A 16,272-nucleotide genomic window follows, 5' to 3' on the forward strand; every position below is an offset into this window, starting at 1 on the left:
CCTATTGGACTATCTATGCAACGTACCAGTTCCACGGACGCGCCTGTTTTACGGCTCGACCGCATCACCAAAACCTTTCCGGGCGTTAAAGCGCTGGATCAGGTGCAATTGGGGCTCTATCCGGGCCAAGTCACTGCATTGATTGGCGAAAACGGCGCGGGGAAATCCACGCTGGTGAAAATCCTGACGGGTATCTACCAGCCCGATGGCGGCGCGATCTATGTCGGGGATGATCCCGTCAGTTTCCCGACCGCCCAAGATGCCGCAGCCCACGGGATTACCGCGATCCATCAAGAAACCGTTCTGTTTGATGATCTGACAGTGGCCGAGAATATCTTTTTGGGTCATGCGCCGAAAACAAAATGGGGGCTCATCGACACCAAGGCGCAAACACGCCGCGCCAAAGATATCCTGCAAAGCATCGGTGCCGAGATCGACCCCGGCGCATATCTGCGTGATCTGGGCATCGCGTCGAAACATCTTGTTGCGATTTCGCGGGCTTTGTCGATCGATGCGCAGGTCGTCATCATGGACGAACCCACCGCAGCGCTGTCGCACAAAGAAATTCACGAGCTTTATGACCTTGTTGAACAGCTCAAGGCGCAGGGCAAGGCGATCTTGTTCATCAGCCATAAGTTTGACGAAATTTTCAGAATTGCAGATCGCTATATCGTATTTCGCGATGGTCAATTTGTGGCCGATGGCAAAATCGCTGACATCAACGAAAGCGCTCTGGTGAAAATGATGGTGGGGCGGTCCGTTGATCAGGTATTCCCCAAGCGCGAAAGCCTCTTGGGCACCGAAGTTTTGCAGGTGGTTGGCTACGACCACCCGACCGAATTTGAAGGTATCAACTTTAGGCTGCACCGAGGCGAGATTTTGGGTTTCTACGGCCTGGTTGGTGCAGGGCGGTCCGAATTTATGCAGTCCCTATTTGGGATCACCAAACCGTCCAAGGGCGTGACCAAAGTAGATGGCAAGATCACTGTGATCCGCTCGCCCGCAGCCGCAGTCGAGGCGGGCATTGTCTATGTTCCAGAGGATCGCGGCCTACAAGGGGCGATCCGGCCCATGCCGATTTTTCAGAACGTGTCTCTTGCTTCGCTCAGACGCACATCAAAGAACGGGTTTATTCGTCTGGCAGAGGAATTTGCGCTCGCTCGCGAATATACGCAGCGGCTAGATCTGCGCGCGGCGTCGCTTGATACGCCAGTTGGTAATCTGTCGGGCGGCAACCAGCAAAAAGTTGTCATCGCCAAATGGCTTGCGACCCAGCCTAAGGTGATCATTTTGGATGAACCAACCAAGGGCATCGACATCGGGTCAAAAGCCGCCGTTCATGAATTCATGGCAGAGCTCGCTGCTCAAGGGCTGGCTGTGATCATGGTGAGCTCTGAAATCCCCGAAGTCTTGGGCATGTCAGATCGCGTGATCGTCATGCGCGAAGGCCGCATCGCCGCCGAAGTCAGCGGCGATGATATGACCCCCGAAACCTTGGTCCGCCATGCGGCGGGCATTGCGGAGGCTTAGATGCATATTCTGAAATCACGCGAGATGATCCTGACAGGTGCGATTGTTGTCCTAATGGGGTTAGTCGCGACCCGCTTTCCCGGATTTATCGCGCCGCATAATCTGGTTGCGGTATTTAACGATACCTCTCCGCTAATCCTGCTGGCGATTGGCCAGATGATCGTCATTCTAACAAAATGTATCGATCTGTCGGTCGCGGCCAATCTTGCGCTGACAGGTATGGTCTGCGCGATGATCAACGTCGCGGCGCCGGGTGTTCCGGTTCCAATAATTATTGCGATTGCGGTGGGATTGGGCGCGATTTTGGGGGCGTTCAACGGTATTTTGGTTTGGAAGTTAGACATCCCGCCAATCGTTGTGACCTTGGGGACGATGACCATTTTTCGCGGCGTGATCTTTCTGATATCGGATGGCAAATGGGTCAACTCTCACGAAATGTCGCCCGCATTCAAAGCCTTCCCTCGCGCGGATTTCCTAAGCCTGCCGATGCTGAGTTGGATTGCTATCTTAATGACTGTGATATTCTTTGTGCTGATGACCCGCACGACCTTGGGGCGGTCATTCTATGCAGTGGGGGGAAACCCGCATGCGGCGGTTTACACAGGCATTGACGTCGGTAAATCACAGTTCTGGGCCTTTACTCTGTCGGGCGCACTCGCTGGCTTGGTCGGCTACCTCTGGGTGTCGCGCTATGCGGTTGCCTATGTTGATATCGCGCTGGGGTTTGAACTTGATGTGGTCGCGGCCTGTGTCATCGGTGGTATCGCCATATCAGGCGGGATCGGATCAATCGGTGGGGCTGTCTTGGGTGCGCTGTTCTTGGGGGTGATCAAGAACGCCCTGCCCGTCGTGAACATCAGCCCGTTTTGGCAAATGGCAATCTCTGGCTCGGCGATTATCATCGCCATTGCTGTCAACACGCGCGCGGGCCGAACCAAGGGCCGTATTATCCTTAAGAATGCGGAGGCCGCCCAATGACCCATGCCGATCGTATCATTCCAGATCGTTTGCAATCACCACTACAAAAGCGTCTCAAGAGCTGGGAAACCTTGCTCATGGCGGTTGCCATTGGCATTTTCGTCGCGAATTCTTTTGCCTCGCCCTATTTTCTGAACGCTTGGAACCTATCGGACGCGACCTTTAACTTTACCGAAAAGGCGATGATTGCATTTGCCATGGCGCTGCTGATCATCGCGGGCGAGATTGACCTATCGGTTGCATCCATCATTGCGCTGGCGTCAACGGCAATGGGAGCGGTCGCGCAATTTGATGTCCCGACCTTTGTGCTGGTGTTGACGGGGCTGAGTGTGGGCGTTCTATGCGGCGCTTTCAACGCCATCTTGGTCACGATCATGGGGCTGCCCTCTATTGTTGTGACCATCGGCACCATGAGCCTGTTTCGCGGCATTAGCTATATTGTATTGGGAGATCAGGCGTTTCGTGGCTATCCCAAAGACTTTGCGTTTTTTGGCCAAGGCTATGTGTTTTGGGTGATCAGCTTTGAGTTCGTGCTATTTGCCGTGCTCGCCGTGATTTACGGGATACTGCTGCACAAGACCAACTTTGGCCGCGCAGTCTGTGCCATTGGGAATAATCCAACTGGCGCTTTGTTTTCTGGCATCCGTGTCAACCGTGTAAAGTTCATTTTGTTCTTGCTGACGGGCCTGATGTCAGGTGTTGCGGCAGTCTGTTTGACATCGCGGTTGGGATCAACGCGGCCGTCAATCGGGTTAGGAATGGAGCTAGAGGTCGTCACGATGGTGGTCTTGGGCGGCGTAAATATTCTTGGCGGGTCAGGGTCTATTCCCGGCGTTGTGATCGCGGCCTTTGTCATGGGGATGGTGACCTTTGGCTTAGGGCTGTTGAACGTTCCGGGGATCGTCATGTCGATCTTTATTGGCGCATTGCTCATCGGGGTGATTGCCTTGCCACGGCTTTGGACGATGTGGAAAGAATGATGCAAAAACATGCGTTCAAAATGAAGCTCAACGCCGGTCAGTTGGATGAATACAAGCGACGCCACGATGAAATCTGGCCCGAACTTATCGATCTGCTAAAGCAAGCGGGTGTATCCGATTATTCGATCCATTTGGATGCGGACACCAATATTCTGTTCGGTGTGCTTTGGCGGACTGAGGATCACAAAATGGATGATCTTCCGAACCATCCAATCATGCAAAAATGGTGGGCTTACATGGCCGATATCATGGAAACCCACCCAAGCAACGAACCCGTCACTGTTCCGCTCACTCCTGTCTTTCACATGCCATGACACATGTTGCCGTGATTGATGTCGGTAAGACCAATGCAAAACTTGCCTTGGTTGACGGCGAGACATTGACAGAAATCGCGGTCATCACGCGACCTAACCGTGTCCTTACTGACGGCCCCTATCCGCATTTCGATTTGGATGGTCATTGGGCGTTTTTCCTAAAAGGTTTGCAGCAATTCCACGCCGCGCATGGCGTCGACGCGATCAGCGTCACCACACATGGTGCAGCTGTGACGCTGATTGATCATGATGGTATGGCGATCCCGATGCTCGATTACGAATTCGCGGGGCCTCAGACCGACAGTTATGCTGCGATACGCCCTGATTTTCGCGAAACGGGCTCACCTGCACTGCCCATGGGGTTGAATGTGGGGGCACAATTGCATTGGTTGTTGAACGTGGACCCAAGCCTGCGTGGCCGGATCAAAGCGATTGTCACCTACCCGCAATATTGGGGCTATCGGCTGACAGGTCAGTTGGCGACCGATGTGACCAGTTTGGGTTGCCACACCGATCTGTGGAACCCGAACACGGGTGATTATTCGCCTTTGGTGAAGGCACTTGGCATTGCCGATGTGATGGCCCCTGCACGGCGATCATCGGATGTATTGGGGACCGTGACCCCCGAAATCACCGCACGCACGGGTATTCCGGCAAATACCCCAGTTGTCTGCGGCATTCACGATTCAAATGCCTCTCTCTATCCGTATTTATTGGATCAGCAGGATGCATTTAGCGTTGTTTCCACCGGAACTTGGGTTGTGTGCATGGCGATGGGCGCTGAACAACCAGTGTTGGATCCCGCGCGCGATACGTTGATCAATGTGAACGCCTTGGGCGACCCTGTACCGACGGCGCGGTTCATGGGCGGACGCGAGTTTGAGATCATCCGCGCAGGGCGTGATGTCGTGCCGACGGGGCCAGATCGCGATGCTGTCCTCAAGGGCATTTATCTGATGCCCGCCGTAGAACCATCGACGGGTCCGTTTGCGGGCCGCAAGATGACGTGGTGTGGCCAGGCACACTCTGACGGTCAAGAGATGGTCGCGCTCGCCTATTACTTGGCGTTGATGACAGACACATGCCTATCTTTGGTCGGAGCCAAAGGTGACGTGATCGTCGAGGGCCCCTTTGCCCGGAATTCGGATTATCTGGATATGCTCGCGACCCTGCGCCAAGATGTACGGATTGCCGCGTCAGCGACCGGAACTAGCGTGGGTGCGGCTCTGTTGGCTTTGGATCGGCCACAGGGGCCAGAAACACAAAAAATTACGCGGCACCCCGACGAACGATTGAACCGCTATGCCCGTGAGTGGAAGCGCAAGGTCAATGCGCCGTAACGGTTCGATCTATCCTAAATCTTACGTATCGTGTTTTGCTGCTCGGCGATGCCGCGCAGATATTCCGGCGTTCAGCCCTTGGACAAAGGCGGCTGTCATCCCTGCGATTGGGTCGCTTTGCGGCGCGGGTGGCGGTGGGGCGCTATGGCTGTGACCGACAGTCGTGGACTTTGAGACCGCCAAAAAGATCAATCCAAGCCCAAAATAGGCGGCACCCAATATCAACGCAGCGATACGGTTGTCTGCGAGCATTGCGAGCGTCATCCAAGCGGCCGCGGTCAAAAACCCGATACCGACCGTCAACAAAACAACGCCGGACAAGCCAAGCGCAGCGCGCTTGGCTTGGGTCTGAATGTTATGTTTGATCACCGAAAACATGTGATTACTTGCGCCCAGCAACCAAACCAACCACAAAGCCAAGTCCTGCGGCGATCCCGACGGCGGCGGCAGGATTATCACGCACCTTGGTTTCCGCTTCGTTAATGACTTTACCCGCCGTTTGCTGCGCATCGTGCAGTGCTGCTTCGCCTTTGGCGCGCAATACTTCGGATTTGTTGCTTGCCGCTGCGACGAGGTGATCTTTTTGGGCGGCGCCCATGTCTTTGATCGTTCCAGCCAAAGACGCAATATCAGTTTTCAAAGCAGTGATCTGCGCCTGAAGATCCGCCTGCGGGTCAGTTTTTCCATTCGTTGTAGCGCGAGCCATTTTCAACTCCTGTCGTTGTTTCCAATTACAGATACAACGTACGGGCGGGCAGATAGTTCCCAAGTGAATCTCAAAAAAATCGGGGAACTTTGTGTGCCGCGACGGCGTTTACTTTCCATGTTCGCGCCGTGTGGCGCATGAAATCAAACGACCCTAGGAGGCTAAAATGCTTGGTTGGGCACTTACATTTCTTGTTGTGGCACTGATTGCTGCTGTCTTTGGATTTGGCGGGATCGCCTCGGCTTCGGCTGGTATCGCGCAGATTCTGTTCTTTGTATTCCTGCTCTTGTTCGTGATCGCAATGGTTGCGCGGGCAGTGCGCGGTAAACCACCCGTCTAAAGATATCCAAGAGACCAAAGAAAGGGCGGCTTAGGCCGCCCTTTTTGTTGGATGAATGAGATGCGAGGCTGCGCTAGCTCACAACGGAAAAGCCCAGCACAAATACCCCACACAGACCAAGCATTGATAGCAGCGCCAACACCCCATCGCGCGCGAGCATTGCGATGGCCATCAGGCTGACCAAAGCACCCAATAGCGACGAAGTCAGGGGCACTAGCTCTAACAGTGGCATTGTCGCCCCGCAAATGAGACACACAGCCTGCGGTGCAAATACCAATGGCCGATCAAGTATAATTTCCATACGCTGCGAGGTGAGCGTATCAATCCAACGAGCCGGTTTGCGTAGCATTCCAAATGCGCCGCGCAATCGCGCTGTCGGGATGCGCTTGTGTAGCAACCAGCCCGGAAACCAAGCGCGTGATCGACACATCATCATTTGCGCCGCAATCAGTGCAATCGCGATCCCACATAGGCTGGAAAATCCGGGAATCCCGCTAAGCGGAGTGACAACCGCCAGCGCCGGTATAAGCAAAAGTGGCGCGGAGTTGTCCGTCTCTAGCTGCTGAACAATGTCAGCACAGGCAACTGAATCGTCATCGGGTAAGTCGCAGGCCTGTTCGATCACATCGGTGACCGTGGCTGCGCCAACGGGCTGTTCGTTCCGTTCCATAGTTTCAACCTTCCGCATCTGACATTGGGCCGATTGGCCGGCCCAATGCTTTCGTGTGAAGACGTTGGAAACTCAGGCGTTTAGGGTTTCCGTACTGGCAAAGAACATGGCCTGGCTGACAGCCGATCGCACCTGCTCTTCGGAATATGGTTTGGTAATCACAAAGGCGGGCTCTGGGCGTTCACCTGTCAACAGACGTTCGGGGAATGCAGTGATAAAGATCACCGGAATGTCCGCCAGCGCTGCCAAAATATCATTGACGGCATCAATACCCGATGACCCATCCGCCAGTTGGATATCAGACAAAATGAGGTCTGGGCGCTCTTCTTTGGCGAGTGAAACAGCCGCCTTGTGCGTCCGTGCAACACCGGTGATCGCGTGCCCCATATCGGCGACGATATCTTGCAAATCCATCGCAATAATTGCTTCGTCCTCGATCACAAGAACACGGCCCGCGATGCTATCTTCCATTTCGCGGTGTGCAATTTTGATGAGGTTCTCAACCTCGGCTTCATCGGTGGACATAATCGCAGCGATTTCCGCCACGTTGAATTCTTCGACAGTATGCAACAGCAGGGCCTCGCGTGTGTTTGCCGTCAGCTTTGCCAGATGCGCCTGCGCGCGTTCAGTGATGCCTTGCTCGCCACTATCAATTGGCGCCCCAGCGCTATTCCAGATCAGGTGGAATGCGTGGAATAGCGCAACTTTGTCGCTATACCCTTTTTCAAAGACCGACCTATCGCTCAACAATGCTTCGAGCGTCGCGGCGGCGTAATTATCCCCTGTTTTCTGACTGCCTGTCAGGGCGCGTGCATAGCGCCGCAAATAAGGCAGAAGACTTGCTACCTTGACCGAGAGATAAGAGCTATCATCGTCTTGAGACATTTATTCGACCTTTTTTAATTTTTCTTGGAACCAAACGCGGTACCGTCGCGTTGGTTCCCTGAAATGAATAATTTTTTTGAACCTCGGAAATAACAGGACCTAAGGATGGATCAAAACGACACAAAGTCCAGCCTCGAGCAGCAGATCGATGAGAATTTGCGCAAGGTTTACCAGAAAACGGTCGAAGAGCACGTGCCAGATCGTTTCATGGACCTACTTGCACAACTCAAAGAGCAGGACTCTAAAGATGACAAATGAGCAAGACCCAAGGGATGAAATCGTCACGCATTTGCCGGCGATGCGGGCTTTTGCGATGAGCCTGACGCGCAATAATGCGGCCGCTGATGATTTGGTGCAGGACGCCATCGTAAAAGCATGGAAGAACTTTGATAAGTTCACCCAAGGAACCAACCTGCGGGCGTGGTTGTTCACAATATTGCGCAACACGTTCTATTCGTCACGCCGCAAGAGCAAACGCGAAGTCGCCGATGTCGATGGCATCTGGGCCGAGACCCTTTCAGAAAAGCCGCAACACGATGGGCGCTTGGCGCTTGGCGACTTTGAAAAAGCCTTCGCCCAACTGCCCGATGAACAACGCGAGGCGTTGATTTTGGTCGGCGCATCCGGTTTTTCCTACGAAGAAGCCGCTGAAACCTGCGAGGTCGCTGTCGGGACTGTCAAAAGCCGGGTGAACCGTGGGCGTGCCAAGCTCGTTGAGTTGATGGGGATCGAAGATGATGAGCCGCTCGAGCTGACAGATTCAGCCACATTTGCGGTCGTCGCAGCCAGTGCACAACCTAGAAAGACAATTGCTTGATCACACGGTTGAAATCTGACGCGCAGACCCTGACGTTTCGGATGGCGGCGTTGCTTGCTGTGACGCTTTTGCCGATTGGCATGGTGTCCGTTTTGCAGACCTACAAGCTGCTTGATGAGGCGGACAGAAAGTCAGAAGCGAACATCCTGCTTTTGACGGCAGAGGCCGCAGCGGGCGAAGAGGCATATATTCGGACAGCCTTTGGTGCGGCGCAAGCAATCGCGGCGATGGTGCCGCGGTTTCGCCGCACGGGTTGGGATTGTGACGAAACGCTCAGCGCGTTTTTACAAAGCTCGCAGGGGTTTTCCTTTGCAGGTTACATCAACGCCGAAGGTACGGTTGCTTGTGCTTCTGGTGGTGAAGGCATGAATGTTGCTTATCTGGATCTGTTTCAGGATATGCGGACTGATCCAGAGCAACGTGTTGCTGTGATGCTGGACGCGCCAGTCAGCAAAACGTCGGTTATCGTGGTTGCCGTGCCAGTCATGCAGGACGGCGTTTTTGACGGCTACGTTGGGGTGTCATTACCGCATCGCCGTTTGTTTCGCCCATTGGGCAAGCTGGCCGAGGACCGGCCCGTTGATTTGATTACCTTTAACGCGGATGCAGAGATCCTATCGGCGGATGGCGGGCTTGAGAATATTCACGAACGCCTGCCTGCGGGCACGAGCATTCCAGAGCTGTTGCAAGGCGGAGAAGCGGCCTTTACCGGGGAAACGCGTGGCGGGCTCAAGCGTGTTTTCGCAGTGGTCCCAATCTTGCGCGGTACGGTCTATGCTTTGGGAAGTTGGGAATACAAACGGCATTCGCTGACGGGGGACGACACGAGTATCCTACAGTCGCTGTTCTTTCCGGTTGCGATGTGGATCGCCTGCGTTGGCGTTGCGTTTTTTGCTGTGCAGCGCATGGTGATCAGGCCGACGCGAAACCTGCGCGCCCGGATGCTGCAATTTATGCGCTCGCGCAAAATATCGCCTCCGAAGTACGAGGTCGCGACCCCGCGTGAATTGCGCGAAATGGACGAGACATGGCAGATGATGGCCGAAAGCGTGCTGCGCGACGAGGCAGAGCTGCACAACGCCATTCATGAAAAGGGCGTGTTGCTCAAAGAGGTTCATCACCGGGTTAAAAATAACCTCCAGCTTATCGCGTCTATCTTGAATATGAAAATGCGTAAGGCGCGGACACCCGTGATCAAGGCGGCCTTGAACGACATCCAGCAAAGGGTCATGAGCATCGCGCGCGTGCATCAGAAACTCTATGAGACATCGACCGAAGAACGCGTACGCGCAGATGAGTTGCTGGGGTCAATTGTTGGGCAGATTGTTGAATCTGTGTTGCCATCGAATGATGCGGTCAAAGTTACCCAACGCTATGATCCAATCGTTGTTTACCCAGATCAGGCCGTGCCGCTCACGTTGGCGGTGTCCGAATTGGTGACAAATGCGCTGAAATATCTTGGCAAACCTGCCAACGGGAAGCCGTGGTTAGAGGTAACTTTGGACTCCACGAGCGAAGGCGGCGTTCTTACGATCAGCAACTCGCTTGGCCAAGAAATCGCGCCCGAGGCATCGGAAAATTCCGGCGGGTTGGGTGTGCAGTTGGTCCGTGCTTTTGTGCAGCAAATGGAAGGTCATGTGACTGATGCATCCGATGATGCCGCCCACCGCGTTGTGATCCATTTTCCCATTTCTGAATTCGACGACAGCCTGATTGGGACGGCGTTCGATGCGCAGGAATGAACATGGCATCTGGATGTAATTATGACCAACCAACCGACATATCCGGCGCGCCATCTCGAGGTGTTGATCACTGCGCAAGAGGCTTATCCTACCTTTGAACGCAAGGTGCTGGCGGCAAAATCCGAAGTCGTCATGGGTTTTCGTATCTTTGATCCGAATACAAAATTACGCTCTGTTGAGGCCCGCGCAATTGGCGATACTTGGGCTGATCTCTTGCAGCATGTCCTAAACAATGGGGTGCGCGTCGAACTCTATCTTGCGGACTTTGATGCTGTGGCGGCAACGGACCTGCATCAGGCCTGCTGGAAAAGCCTGCGTATTCTCAAGGGTTTGAACTATGACAATGGTCAACTGACGGTGGAACCTTTGTTACATCCGGCGCGGATGGGCTGGATTCTACGGCAGTTGTTTCGACCTTTTGGCGCCAAGAAAATTCGTCAGTTCGAGGAACGCCTTGCAGAGCTGCCTGCGCAACAAAAGCGACGCGCGCTACTGGACGCACCGGGAATCCGCGCGCTGATCAAGCGGGGATCACGCTTTGTTGCGCCCGCTTTTCCAGCCTCGCATCACCAAAAGATCGCAGTGATCGACAGTCATTGGGTCTATATCGGTGGACTTGATCTGGATGAACGGCGCTATGACGACAGGCAGCACGACAAGCCTGCTCAAGAGACATGGCACGATGTACAGGTAATGCTAGAGGATGAAGCAGTGGCGAAAGCCGCGGTTGGACACCTACGCAGTTTCGCCGATGTGACTGCGGGCAAGCGACCAGTCACGCCCGCCCCCGGTTTGTTGCGCACGCTTTCTGCGAAACGAAAGGGGCCTAATCTTTGGGGGATGTCCCCCAAACCAGTCCTTTCCGAAATTTATCAACGCCATCTTGCTTTGATTAAATCGGCACGCGAATTGATCTATCTTGAGACGCAGTTTTTTCGTGATCTTGGGCTTGCGCAGGCTCTGGCGCAGCGTGCCCAAGAAAACCCAAAACTACGGATGATCCTTGTGGTTCCCGGTGCGCCCGAAACCGTGGCCTTTCGACAAAACCCAGCGCTAGACGGGCGGTTTGGCGATCATCTCCAGACGCGCGCAATCAATATCATTGAACAGGCGTTTGGCTCTCGGATGTTGATCGCCAGCCCTGTGCAGCGCAGGTCGGTTGACGCCCAAGACATCGATTCCGAACGTGCAAGCCTGCACAATGCGCCGTTGATCTATTTGCATGCCAAAGTGTCGATCTTTGACGATACAGCAGCCATTGTATCTTCGGCGAATTTGAACGGGCGCTCATTTCACTGGGACACCGAAGCCGGGATCGAATTCACCCATCCAGATGAAACCGCGCAAATCCGCAAGCGCGTCATGGGGCATTGGCTCCCTGAGGACGCACCTGCACAGTCTATTATTCCCGCCAGTGCGTTCCCTTACTGGCAGCAAATCGTCAACGATAATGCAACACAGCATCCTGCCGGAAAACAGGGGTTTTTGGTGCCCTACAACGCCACCGCCGCCCAGAAAACTGCGACCCCTGTTCCCGGCATGCCGCCCGAAATGGTCTGAGGCGATCCCGCACGGTTGGTCAGTCGTCAGCGCCCTCGCCTAAGTAGCCAGACAAAGAACAGGCCGCCTATAAGTCCTGTCACGACCCCGATGGGAATATCGTCGGGTGCCATGATTGTTCGGGCTAGGATATCGCACCAGACGAGAAAGATTGCCCCCACGATCAGGCTTGCCGGAAGAACGCGGCCATTGGCGCCGCCGACCACCATCCGCACGATATGCGGGACCATAAGCCCGACAAATCCGATGATCCCGGAAAAGGCGACCATCACCCCCGTCACCAAGGCTCCTGCGACAAATGCCGCAAGGCGAAATCTAGTCACATTGATACCAAGCGTTGCGGCGGTTTCGTCGCCGATGGTCATGGCGTCAAAATCGCGCGCGCGGATCATGAACCAGACAGAGCAGGCACATAGAACCACCGCAGGAAACACAAGGTGCGCCCATTGAGCAAGCCCAAGACCACCGAGCATCCAAAACACGACCATGTGGGTGGCGCGCGGATCACCTAAAAAGATCATCACGTTCGCAAGCGCCATGACGATAAAGGATACCGCTACCCCAGCGAGGACAAGCCGATCCGAAGAGGTCGCATTTGCAACCTGACTGACAACCAACACCAGCACTGTTGCCAGCACTGCACCCGCAAAGGCAAAGAGCGGCACGGTGATCAGACCAAAGATCATCCCCGTATGCAAAAGCGCGGTAATCGCGCCAAACGCGCCGCCGGACGAGATGCCAAGCAGATGTGGATCAGCCAGTGGATTGCGTGTTGCGGATTGCAAGGTGGCCCCCACAACCGCCAGCCCCGCGCCGACCAAAGCTGCGAGCAAACTGCGTGGCAAACGAAGCTGCCAAACGATGGCTTCGTGGGCGCGTGGCCAGTCTTGGGCAGGGATCACGCCGGGAAATAGATGATGTCCGACAATCGTCCAAACTGTCCCCAAGGGCACGCGGACAGCACCAATGCTGACCGCGATCGAAATCGACAGCACAAGCCCTAACACTCCGAGGATCATCCAAATTGCAAAGGCACGCCCAGCACCTTTGCTATGTTGTCGTGCGCCGCTCACCGGTCAGCGACCGCGAAAGCGTTGGCCAGTTTGCCAATCGCAGCGATGTTGCGTGGCCCCGGCGTTGCCTCCACGTATTCCAGCGTGACAAAGTTGTCGTTCACCACCGCAGGAATGTCTGCAAAGGCAGGATTATTCATCATGAATGCGCGTTTTTGGTCTGCGGTGACCTCACCGTAGTTAACGATCACGATAACCTCGGGTGCGGCGTCAATGACTTCTTCCCAGCCGACTGTGGCCCAGCTTTTTTCAAAGCTGTCCATAACATTGGAACCGCCTGCGGCTTCGATCAATGCCGTCGGCATCGCGTAACGGCCGGCGGTAAAGGGGGAATCCTCTCCACTGTCGTAGACAAACGCCTTGATTGGATCTGTTGTATCGACCTCTGCGGTCAGCAGCTCGACCTCGGCTTGCCAACCCGCGATCAACGCGTCTGCGCGCTCTGGAACGCGAAAAATTGCACCAAGGTTTCGAATATCGTTATACATATCGTCCAAGGATGCCTTGGGTTTGTCCATGATATGCGTACAGCTTTCGGTGAGTTCGTAGACCGTGATCCCGAAAGGTTCGAGCGTCGCAGGCGTGACCTCGCCCCCCACTTTCAAACCATAGTTCCATCCGGCAAATAGAAAGTCAGCGCCCGCACCGACCAAGACCTCGCGCGTGGGGTAGATGGTGGATAGCTCAGGCAATTCGGCGACACCGCTGCGCATCTCAGGATCCAGCGTCCGCCAAGCCGAAATCCCGGTATAGCCAATCATATGCTCGCGCAGACCAAGCACGAGCATCATTTCGGTGATGTTGACGTCGTTGGATACTGCCGCTTGGGGTGTTTCGGGGAATGTAATCGACCGATCGCAACTCTGGACAGTAACAGCTTCGGCCTGTGCAAAGGCAGGCCAAACCATCAAGGCAGCGGCAGTAAGAGAGGCGGTTTTCATGAATTTTGTCCTTTGTTTTCAGGAAGGTGAAATGTGAAATGTGGTGATTGCGACGGCTGAAGCACCTCGCGCCGGGCATCGACACTGAAGGCTTGCGAAACAATTTGGGGCGTCAGCGCAGAAACAGGGGGTCCAAACGCAAGTGTTTTGCCGCGTTCTAGGACCAAGACGTCGTCACATAGCCCCGCGGCCAAGTTCAGGTCATGAAGGCTCGTGACAATGGTGATCCCCAAGTTGCGGACGAGCGTCAGGACTTCTAGCTGATGCCGGATATCGAGATGGTTTGTCGGCTCATCAAGGATCAGCAATTTCGGTTGTTGCGCCAGCGCACGCGCGACCATCACCCGTTGCTTTTCGCCACCAGAGAGCGTGCCAAATGCGCGATGTTCCATTCCATCAAGGTTAAGCCGTTCAAGCGCATCGCTGACGATTTGCGCGTCGCGTATGCCACCACGCGCCAAGGCGCGCCGATGCGGTGCACGACCCAGCGCCACAATTTCGCGCACCGTCAGCGCAAAATCAGTCGGCTGTTCTTGCAGCACAGCGGTGACCTGACAGGCCGCGTCGCGGGGGCGCATTCCCCATAGGCTTTGCCCGTCGAGCAGAATTTTGCCAGATGTGGGCCGGTAGAACCGATATAGCAACCGCAAAAGCGTTGATTTGCCTGCGCCATTCGGGCCAATCACGCCCATCATACGCCCCGGCCCGAGTTCAAAGCTCACGTTATCGAGGATCACTTCGCCGGTCGCGGTGTGCCAGCCGAGATTGCATGCCGAGAGCGCCGCAGGCGTTGTGACAGTGCGTTCAGGTGTGACCCGCTGTTCGCTTATCGTTTCGTGTAAATTATCCAACATACCCTCCGCCATCGGCGGGGGCGTGTTAAGAGATAGCAATTTTGAGCAGACCAAAGTCTGTGTCGCATCGTTGCCTCCATCGGAACACCCCGCCCGAGTTACGGTTAAAATCAGATGGCAGGTCTCCTGACTTGCGGGTCAAAGCGCACCGTCCCTTCCCAGCGATAACGCCAGTGGATCGACGGATTGCTCACCGCTTACAGTTGCGGGGGCAGTCACGGAATTGGCGCCGATTGGCTATTCCTCACCGTGTTCCCTTTTTCATCTTTGCGCTTCATCTGGGATGCACAAAGAACCATCGCGCTTGGTTCAATCGCAGCGCTGCATTTTTGTCAACCGATAAGCAGTTGTTCAATCAGCCAAAGTTTCAGCAGCCGCCGAGAAGGTTGCTGTGGTTGCTTCAATGATTTGCATGCGGATCTCGTCCACTTCGGAAAGCATATCGTGTTTGGACGCCGCTAGCGGTTCAAGCCTGCCTTTGGGCCAATTCCGCATCCGCCTTTCGATGGCTGATCCGGCGACAAGCACATCGTTGCTACTGTAAAAGGTGACACAGGGCAGATCAGGGGATGGGCAGCGGCCGAGCTTGGCGGTCTCAATGAGCGTCTGAAACAACCAACCTAGGCTGGGTCCACCGATTTGGTGATCGGGCAATGCTCGGGCTTGGCGTTGGAAATAGGCAAACATCTCCGGGTTATGCGTCAGTCGATTATCCTGAAATTCGGTGTTCAGAACATAGCTTACCCCAGAAGTCCCCGGCGCATAGCGATGCCCCTGACCCAGTTTTTGCGCAGCCCATGACACAGGCCATGCAGCGATGCGCTCATGAAGAGGCAATTTGACCTGCCACATTGGGGCTGTAAATGCGCATGCCACGACGGGTAGTCCATTGGTCAGCGCGCGTAACCCAATACAGCCGCCCATCGAATGCCCGAACAGATACCAAGGTTTTGGCAAATCCAAGTCCTGTGCGGCCTTGATCATCGCGGCGACGTCTTGCTGGAAATCAGCGTAGCTGTCGACGTGGCCGGTCATCCGGTCGTCTGCCTTGCGATCAGATAGCCCCTGCCCGCGCCAGTCGATAATGAACAATCCGTAACCCCGCGCAGTAAAATCATTGGCCGTGATACCGTATTTTTCGATGTATTCTGTGCGCCCTGGAAAGACCAAGATCGTCCCTTTGGGCGTCGCGCCAGCATTCCAAAACCCAACACGCAGGCGCGTGCCATCATCGGCGTTGACCCAATAGGCGCGGCCGTCTGCTGGCCCTTCGGACTGTTCTAAGTGGAATGGAGCGGGGGTCATGCAATGCCTCATGATCAAATTTTTTGTTTTATAACCAGCTTTTGCAATCTAGGTCACGGGCCAAGGACAAAGGGATTTGCAATACGCAAACCATCGCGTATCCTTGCGACATAAACTTGCTGCGCCGTGGCGTTAAGCGAATTTTTCGCGCCCTATTCTTGTAGTTTCAGCAATTCGCGTTTAAGACGCGCTACGCCCTCGCGGCGATCCAGCCAAAAGCCAGACATCACATCATTC

The 16,272-nt window shown here is 54.9% G+C and carries 18 protein-coding genes and 1 riboswitch; of the genes, 10 read left to right on the plus strand and 8 right to left on the minus strand.

Translation table 11 applies throughout. The features are described from left to right. Positions 1 to 15: 15 nt before the first annotated feature. The 5 genes from TW80_RS14115 to TW80_RS14135 are packed head-to-tail and all read left to right on the plus strand — an operon-like array spanning position 16 to position 5,142. Positions 16 to 1,530 carry a sugar ABC transporter ATP-binding protein gene (locus TW80_RS14115; protein WP_045998068.1) on the plus strand — a complete coding sequence of 505 codons (1,515 nt, stop codon included), beginning with the start codon at positions 16 to 18 and terminating at the stop codon, positions 1,528 to 1,530. Next, entirely contained in the window at positions 1,531 to 2,508 is a 978-nt protein-coding gene (locus TW80_RS14120) for an ABC transporter permease (RefSeq protein WP_045998069.1), read from the plus strand. It abuts the gene before it with no gap. Continuing rightward, entirely contained in the window at positions 2,505 to 3,488 is a 984-nt protein-coding gene (locus TW80_RS14125) for an ABC transporter permease (protein ID WP_045998070.1), read from the plus strand. The genes TW80_RS14120 and TW80_RS14125 overlap by 4 nt, the downstream gene beginning before the upstream one ends. Continuing rightward, entirely contained in the window at positions 3,488 to 3,802 is a 315-nt protein-coding gene (gene rhaM, locus TW80_RS14130) for an L-rhamnose mutarotase (protein ID WP_157033300.1), read from the plus strand. The genes TW80_RS14125 and rhaM overlap by 1 nt, the downstream gene beginning before the upstream one ends. Next, entirely contained in the window at positions 3,799 to 5,142 is a 1,344-nt protein-coding gene (locus TW80_RS14135; protein ID WP_045998072.1) for an FGGY-family carbohydrate kinase, read from the plus strand. Before rhaM ends, TW80_RS14135 begins: the two co-directional genes overlap by 4 nt. A gap of 21 nt (positions 5,143 to 5,163) precedes the next feature. On the opposite strand, the gene TW80_RS14140 is transcribed toward TW80_RS14135, so the two are convergent. Both TW80_RS14140 and TW80_RS14145 read right to left on the minus strand, forming a co-directional pair. Beyond that, complete coding sequence (locus TW80_RS14140; protein ID WP_045998073.1) at positions 5,164 to 5,520, minus strand: phage holin family protein; 357 nt, start codon at positions 5,518 to 5,520, stop codon at positions 5,164 to 5,166. A 4-nt stretch (positions 5,521 to 5,524) separates the two neighbouring features. Then, the gene (locus TW80_RS14145; RefSeq protein ID WP_045998074.1) at positions 5,525 to 5,848 is read right to left on the minus strand and encodes a DUF883 family protein; all 324 of its coding nucleotides are present in this window, start codon (positions 5,846 to 5,848) and stop codon (positions 5,525 to 5,527) included. 166 nt (positions 5,849 to 6,014) lie between these two features. Here TW80_RS14145 and TW80_RS17895 point away from each other — a divergent pair, with 166 nt between their 5' ends. Further along, a complete protein-coding gene (locus TW80_RS17895; RefSeq protein ID WP_045998075.1) occupies positions 6,015 to 6,188 on the plus strand; it encodes a DUF1328 domain-containing protein in 174 nt (57 codons plus the stop codon). 73 nt (positions 6,189 to 6,261) lie between these two features. Here TW80_RS17895 and TW80_RS14155 read toward each other — a convergent pair whose 3' ends face one another. Together TW80_RS14155 and TW80_RS14160 are read right to left on the minus strand one after the other, a co-directional pair. Continuing rightward, positions 6,262 to 6,858 (minus strand): exopolysaccharide biosynthesis protein, encoded by a 597-nt coding sequence (locus TW80_RS14155; RefSeq protein ID WP_045998203.1) that lies wholly within the window; start codon positions 6,856 to 6,858, stop codon positions 6,262 to 6,264. Between the two features lie 72 nt (positions 6,859 to 6,930). Continuing rightward, entirely contained in the window at positions 6,931 to 7,743 is an 813-nt protein-coding gene (locus tag TW80_RS14160; RefSeq protein WP_045998076.1) for a response regulator, read from the minus strand. 105 nt (positions 7,744 to 7,848) lie between these two features. Between TW80_RS14160 and TW80_RS18145 the strand changes: the two genes are divergently transcribed. From TW80_RS18145 to TW80_RS14175, 4 genes are read left to right on the plus strand one after another with little or no spacing between them, the layout of a single operon-like run. Continuing rightward, positions 7,849 to 8,001: a NepR family anti-sigma factor gene (locus TW80_RS18145; RefSeq protein ID WP_157033285.1), complete on the plus strand. Its 153-nt coding sequence runs from the start codon at positions 7,849 to 7,851 to the stop codon at positions 7,999 to 8,001. After that, positions 7,991 to 8,560, plus strand: coding sequence for an RNA polymerase sigma factor (locus tag TW80_RS14165; RefSeq protein ID WP_045998077.1), 570 nt, complete (start codon positions 7,991 to 7,993; stop codon positions 8,558 to 8,560). The genes TW80_RS18145 and TW80_RS14165 overlap by 11 nt, the downstream gene beginning before the upstream one ends. Continuing rightward, a complete protein-coding gene (locus TW80_RS14170) occupies positions 8,557 to 10,302 on the plus strand; it encodes a sensor histidine kinase (protein WP_045998078.1) in 1,746 nt (581 codons plus the stop codon). Before TW80_RS14165 ends, TW80_RS14170 begins: the two co-directional genes overlap by 4 nt. 21 nt (positions 10,303 to 10,323) lie before the next feature. After that, entirely contained in the window at positions 10,324 to 11,862 is a 1,539-nt protein-coding gene (locus TW80_RS14175) for a phospholipase D family protein (RefSeq protein ID WP_045998079.1), read from the plus strand. Positions 11,863 to 11,888: 26 nt separating this feature from the next. Here TW80_RS14175 and TW80_RS14180 read toward each other — a convergent pair whose 3' ends face one another. The 4 genes from TW80_RS14180 to TW80_RS14195 all read right to left on the minus strand — a co-directional run bounded on the left by TW80_RS14180 (position 11,889) and on the right by TW80_RS14195 (position 16,035). Beyond that, on the minus strand, positions 11,889 to 12,881 hold the full coding sequence (locus TW80_RS14180; protein WP_045998204.1) for a FecCD family ABC transporter permease: 993 nt from the start codon (positions 12,879 to 12,881) through the stop codon (positions 11,889 to 11,891). A gap of 50 nt (positions 12,882 to 12,931) precedes the next feature. Further along, positions 12,932 to 13,876 (minus strand): ABC transporter substrate-binding protein, encoded by a 945-nt coding sequence (locus tag TW80_RS14185; RefSeq protein WP_045998080.1) that lies wholly within the window; start codon positions 13,874 to 13,876, stop codon positions 12,932 to 12,934. Continuing rightward, a complete protein-coding gene (locus TW80_RS14190; RefSeq protein WP_084625819.1) occupies positions 13,873 to 14,730 on the minus strand; it encodes an ABC transporter ATP-binding protein in 858 nt (285 codons plus the stop codon). The genes TW80_RS14185 and TW80_RS14190 overlap by 4 nt, the downstream gene beginning before the upstream one ends. Before the next feature lie 99 nt (positions 14,731 to 14,829). After that, a riboswitch (cobalamin riboswitch) is annotated at positions 14,830 to 15,045 on the minus strand. A 36-nt stretch (positions 15,046 to 15,081) separates the two neighbouring features. Continuing rightward, entirely contained in the window at positions 15,082 to 16,035 is a 954-nt protein-coding gene (locus TW80_RS14195) for an alpha/beta hydrolase (protein WP_045998081.1), read from the minus strand. Positions 16,036 to 16,272 lie beyond the last annotated feature (237 nt).

Source organism: Loktanella sp. S4079 (genome assembly GCF_000967725.1).
Lineage (GTDB): Bacteria > Pseudomonadota > Alphaproteobacteria > Rhodobacterales > Rhodobacteraceae > Yoonia.

What these genes read in the sequence shown, in the direction of transcription:
- TW80_RS14115 (WP_045998068.1), top strand. Translation starts at nt 16, where the DNA reads ATGCAACGTACCAGTTCCACGGACGCGCCTGTTTTACGGCTCGACCGC.
- TW80_RS14120 (WP_045998069.1), top strand. Translation starts at nt 1,531, where the DNA reads ATGCATATTCTGAAATCACGCGAGATGATCCTGACAGGTGCGATTGTT.
- TW80_RS14125 (WP_045998070.1), top strand. Translation starts at nt 2,505, where the DNA reads ATGACCCATGCCGATCGTATCATTCCAGATCGTTTGCAATCACCACTA.
- rhaM (WP_157033300.1), top strand. Translation starts at nt 3,488, where the DNA reads ATGCAAAAACATGCGTTCAAAATGAAGCTCAACGCCGGTCAGTTGGAT.
- TW80_RS14135 (WP_045998072.1), top strand. Translation starts at nt 3,799, where the DNA reads ATGACACATGTTGCCGTGATTGATGTCGGTAAGACCAATGCAAAACTT.
- TW80_RS14140 (WP_045998073.1), bottom strand. Translation starts at nt 5,520, where the DNA reads ATGTTTTCGGTGATCAAACATAACATTCAGACCCAAGCCAAGCGCGCT.
- TW80_RS14145 (WP_045998074.1), bottom strand. Translation starts at nt 5,848, where the DNA reads ATGGCTCGCGCTACAACGAATGGAAAAACTGACCCGCAGGCGGATCTT.
- TW80_RS17895 (WP_045998075.1), top strand. Translation starts at nt 6,015, where the DNA reads ATGCTTGGTTGGGCACTTACATTTCTTGTTGTGGCACTGATTGCTGCT.
- TW80_RS14155 (WP_045998203.1), bottom strand. Translation starts at nt 6,858, where the DNA reads ATGGAACGGAACGAACAGCCCGTTGGCGCAGCCACGGTCACCGATGTG.
- TW80_RS14160 (WP_045998076.1), bottom strand. Translation starts at nt 7,743, where the DNA reads ATGTCTCAAGACGATGATAGCTCTTATCTCTCGGTCAAGGTAGCAAGT.
- TW80_RS18145 (WP_157033285.1), top strand. Translation starts at nt 7,849, where the DNA reads ATGGATCAAAACGACACAAAGTCCAGCCTCGAGCAGCAGATCGATGAG.
- TW80_RS14165 (WP_045998077.1), top strand. Translation starts at nt 7,991, where the DNA reads ATGACAAATGAGCAAGACCCAAGGGATGAAATCGTCACGCATTTGCCG.
- TW80_RS14175 (WP_045998079.1), top strand. Translation starts at nt 10,324, where the DNA reads ATGACCAACCAACCGACATATCCGGCGCGCCATCTCGAGGTGTTGATC.
- TW80_RS14180 (WP_045998204.1), bottom strand. Translation starts at nt 12,881, where the DNA reads ATGATCCTCGGAGTGTTAGGGCTTGTGCTGTCGATTTCGATCGCGGTC.
- TW80_RS14185 (WP_045998080.1), bottom strand. Translation starts at nt 13,876, where the DNA reads ATGAAAACCGCCTCTCTTACTGCCGCTGCCTTGATGGTTTGGCCTGCC.
- TW80_RS14190 (WP_084625819.1), bottom strand. Translation starts at nt 14,730, where the DNA reads ATGTTGGATAATTTACACGAAACGATAAGCGAACAGCGGGTCACACCT.
- TW80_RS14195 (WP_045998081.1), bottom strand. Translation starts at nt 16,035, where the DNA reads ATGACCCCCGCTCCATTCCACTTAGAACAGTCCGAAGGGCCAGCAGAC.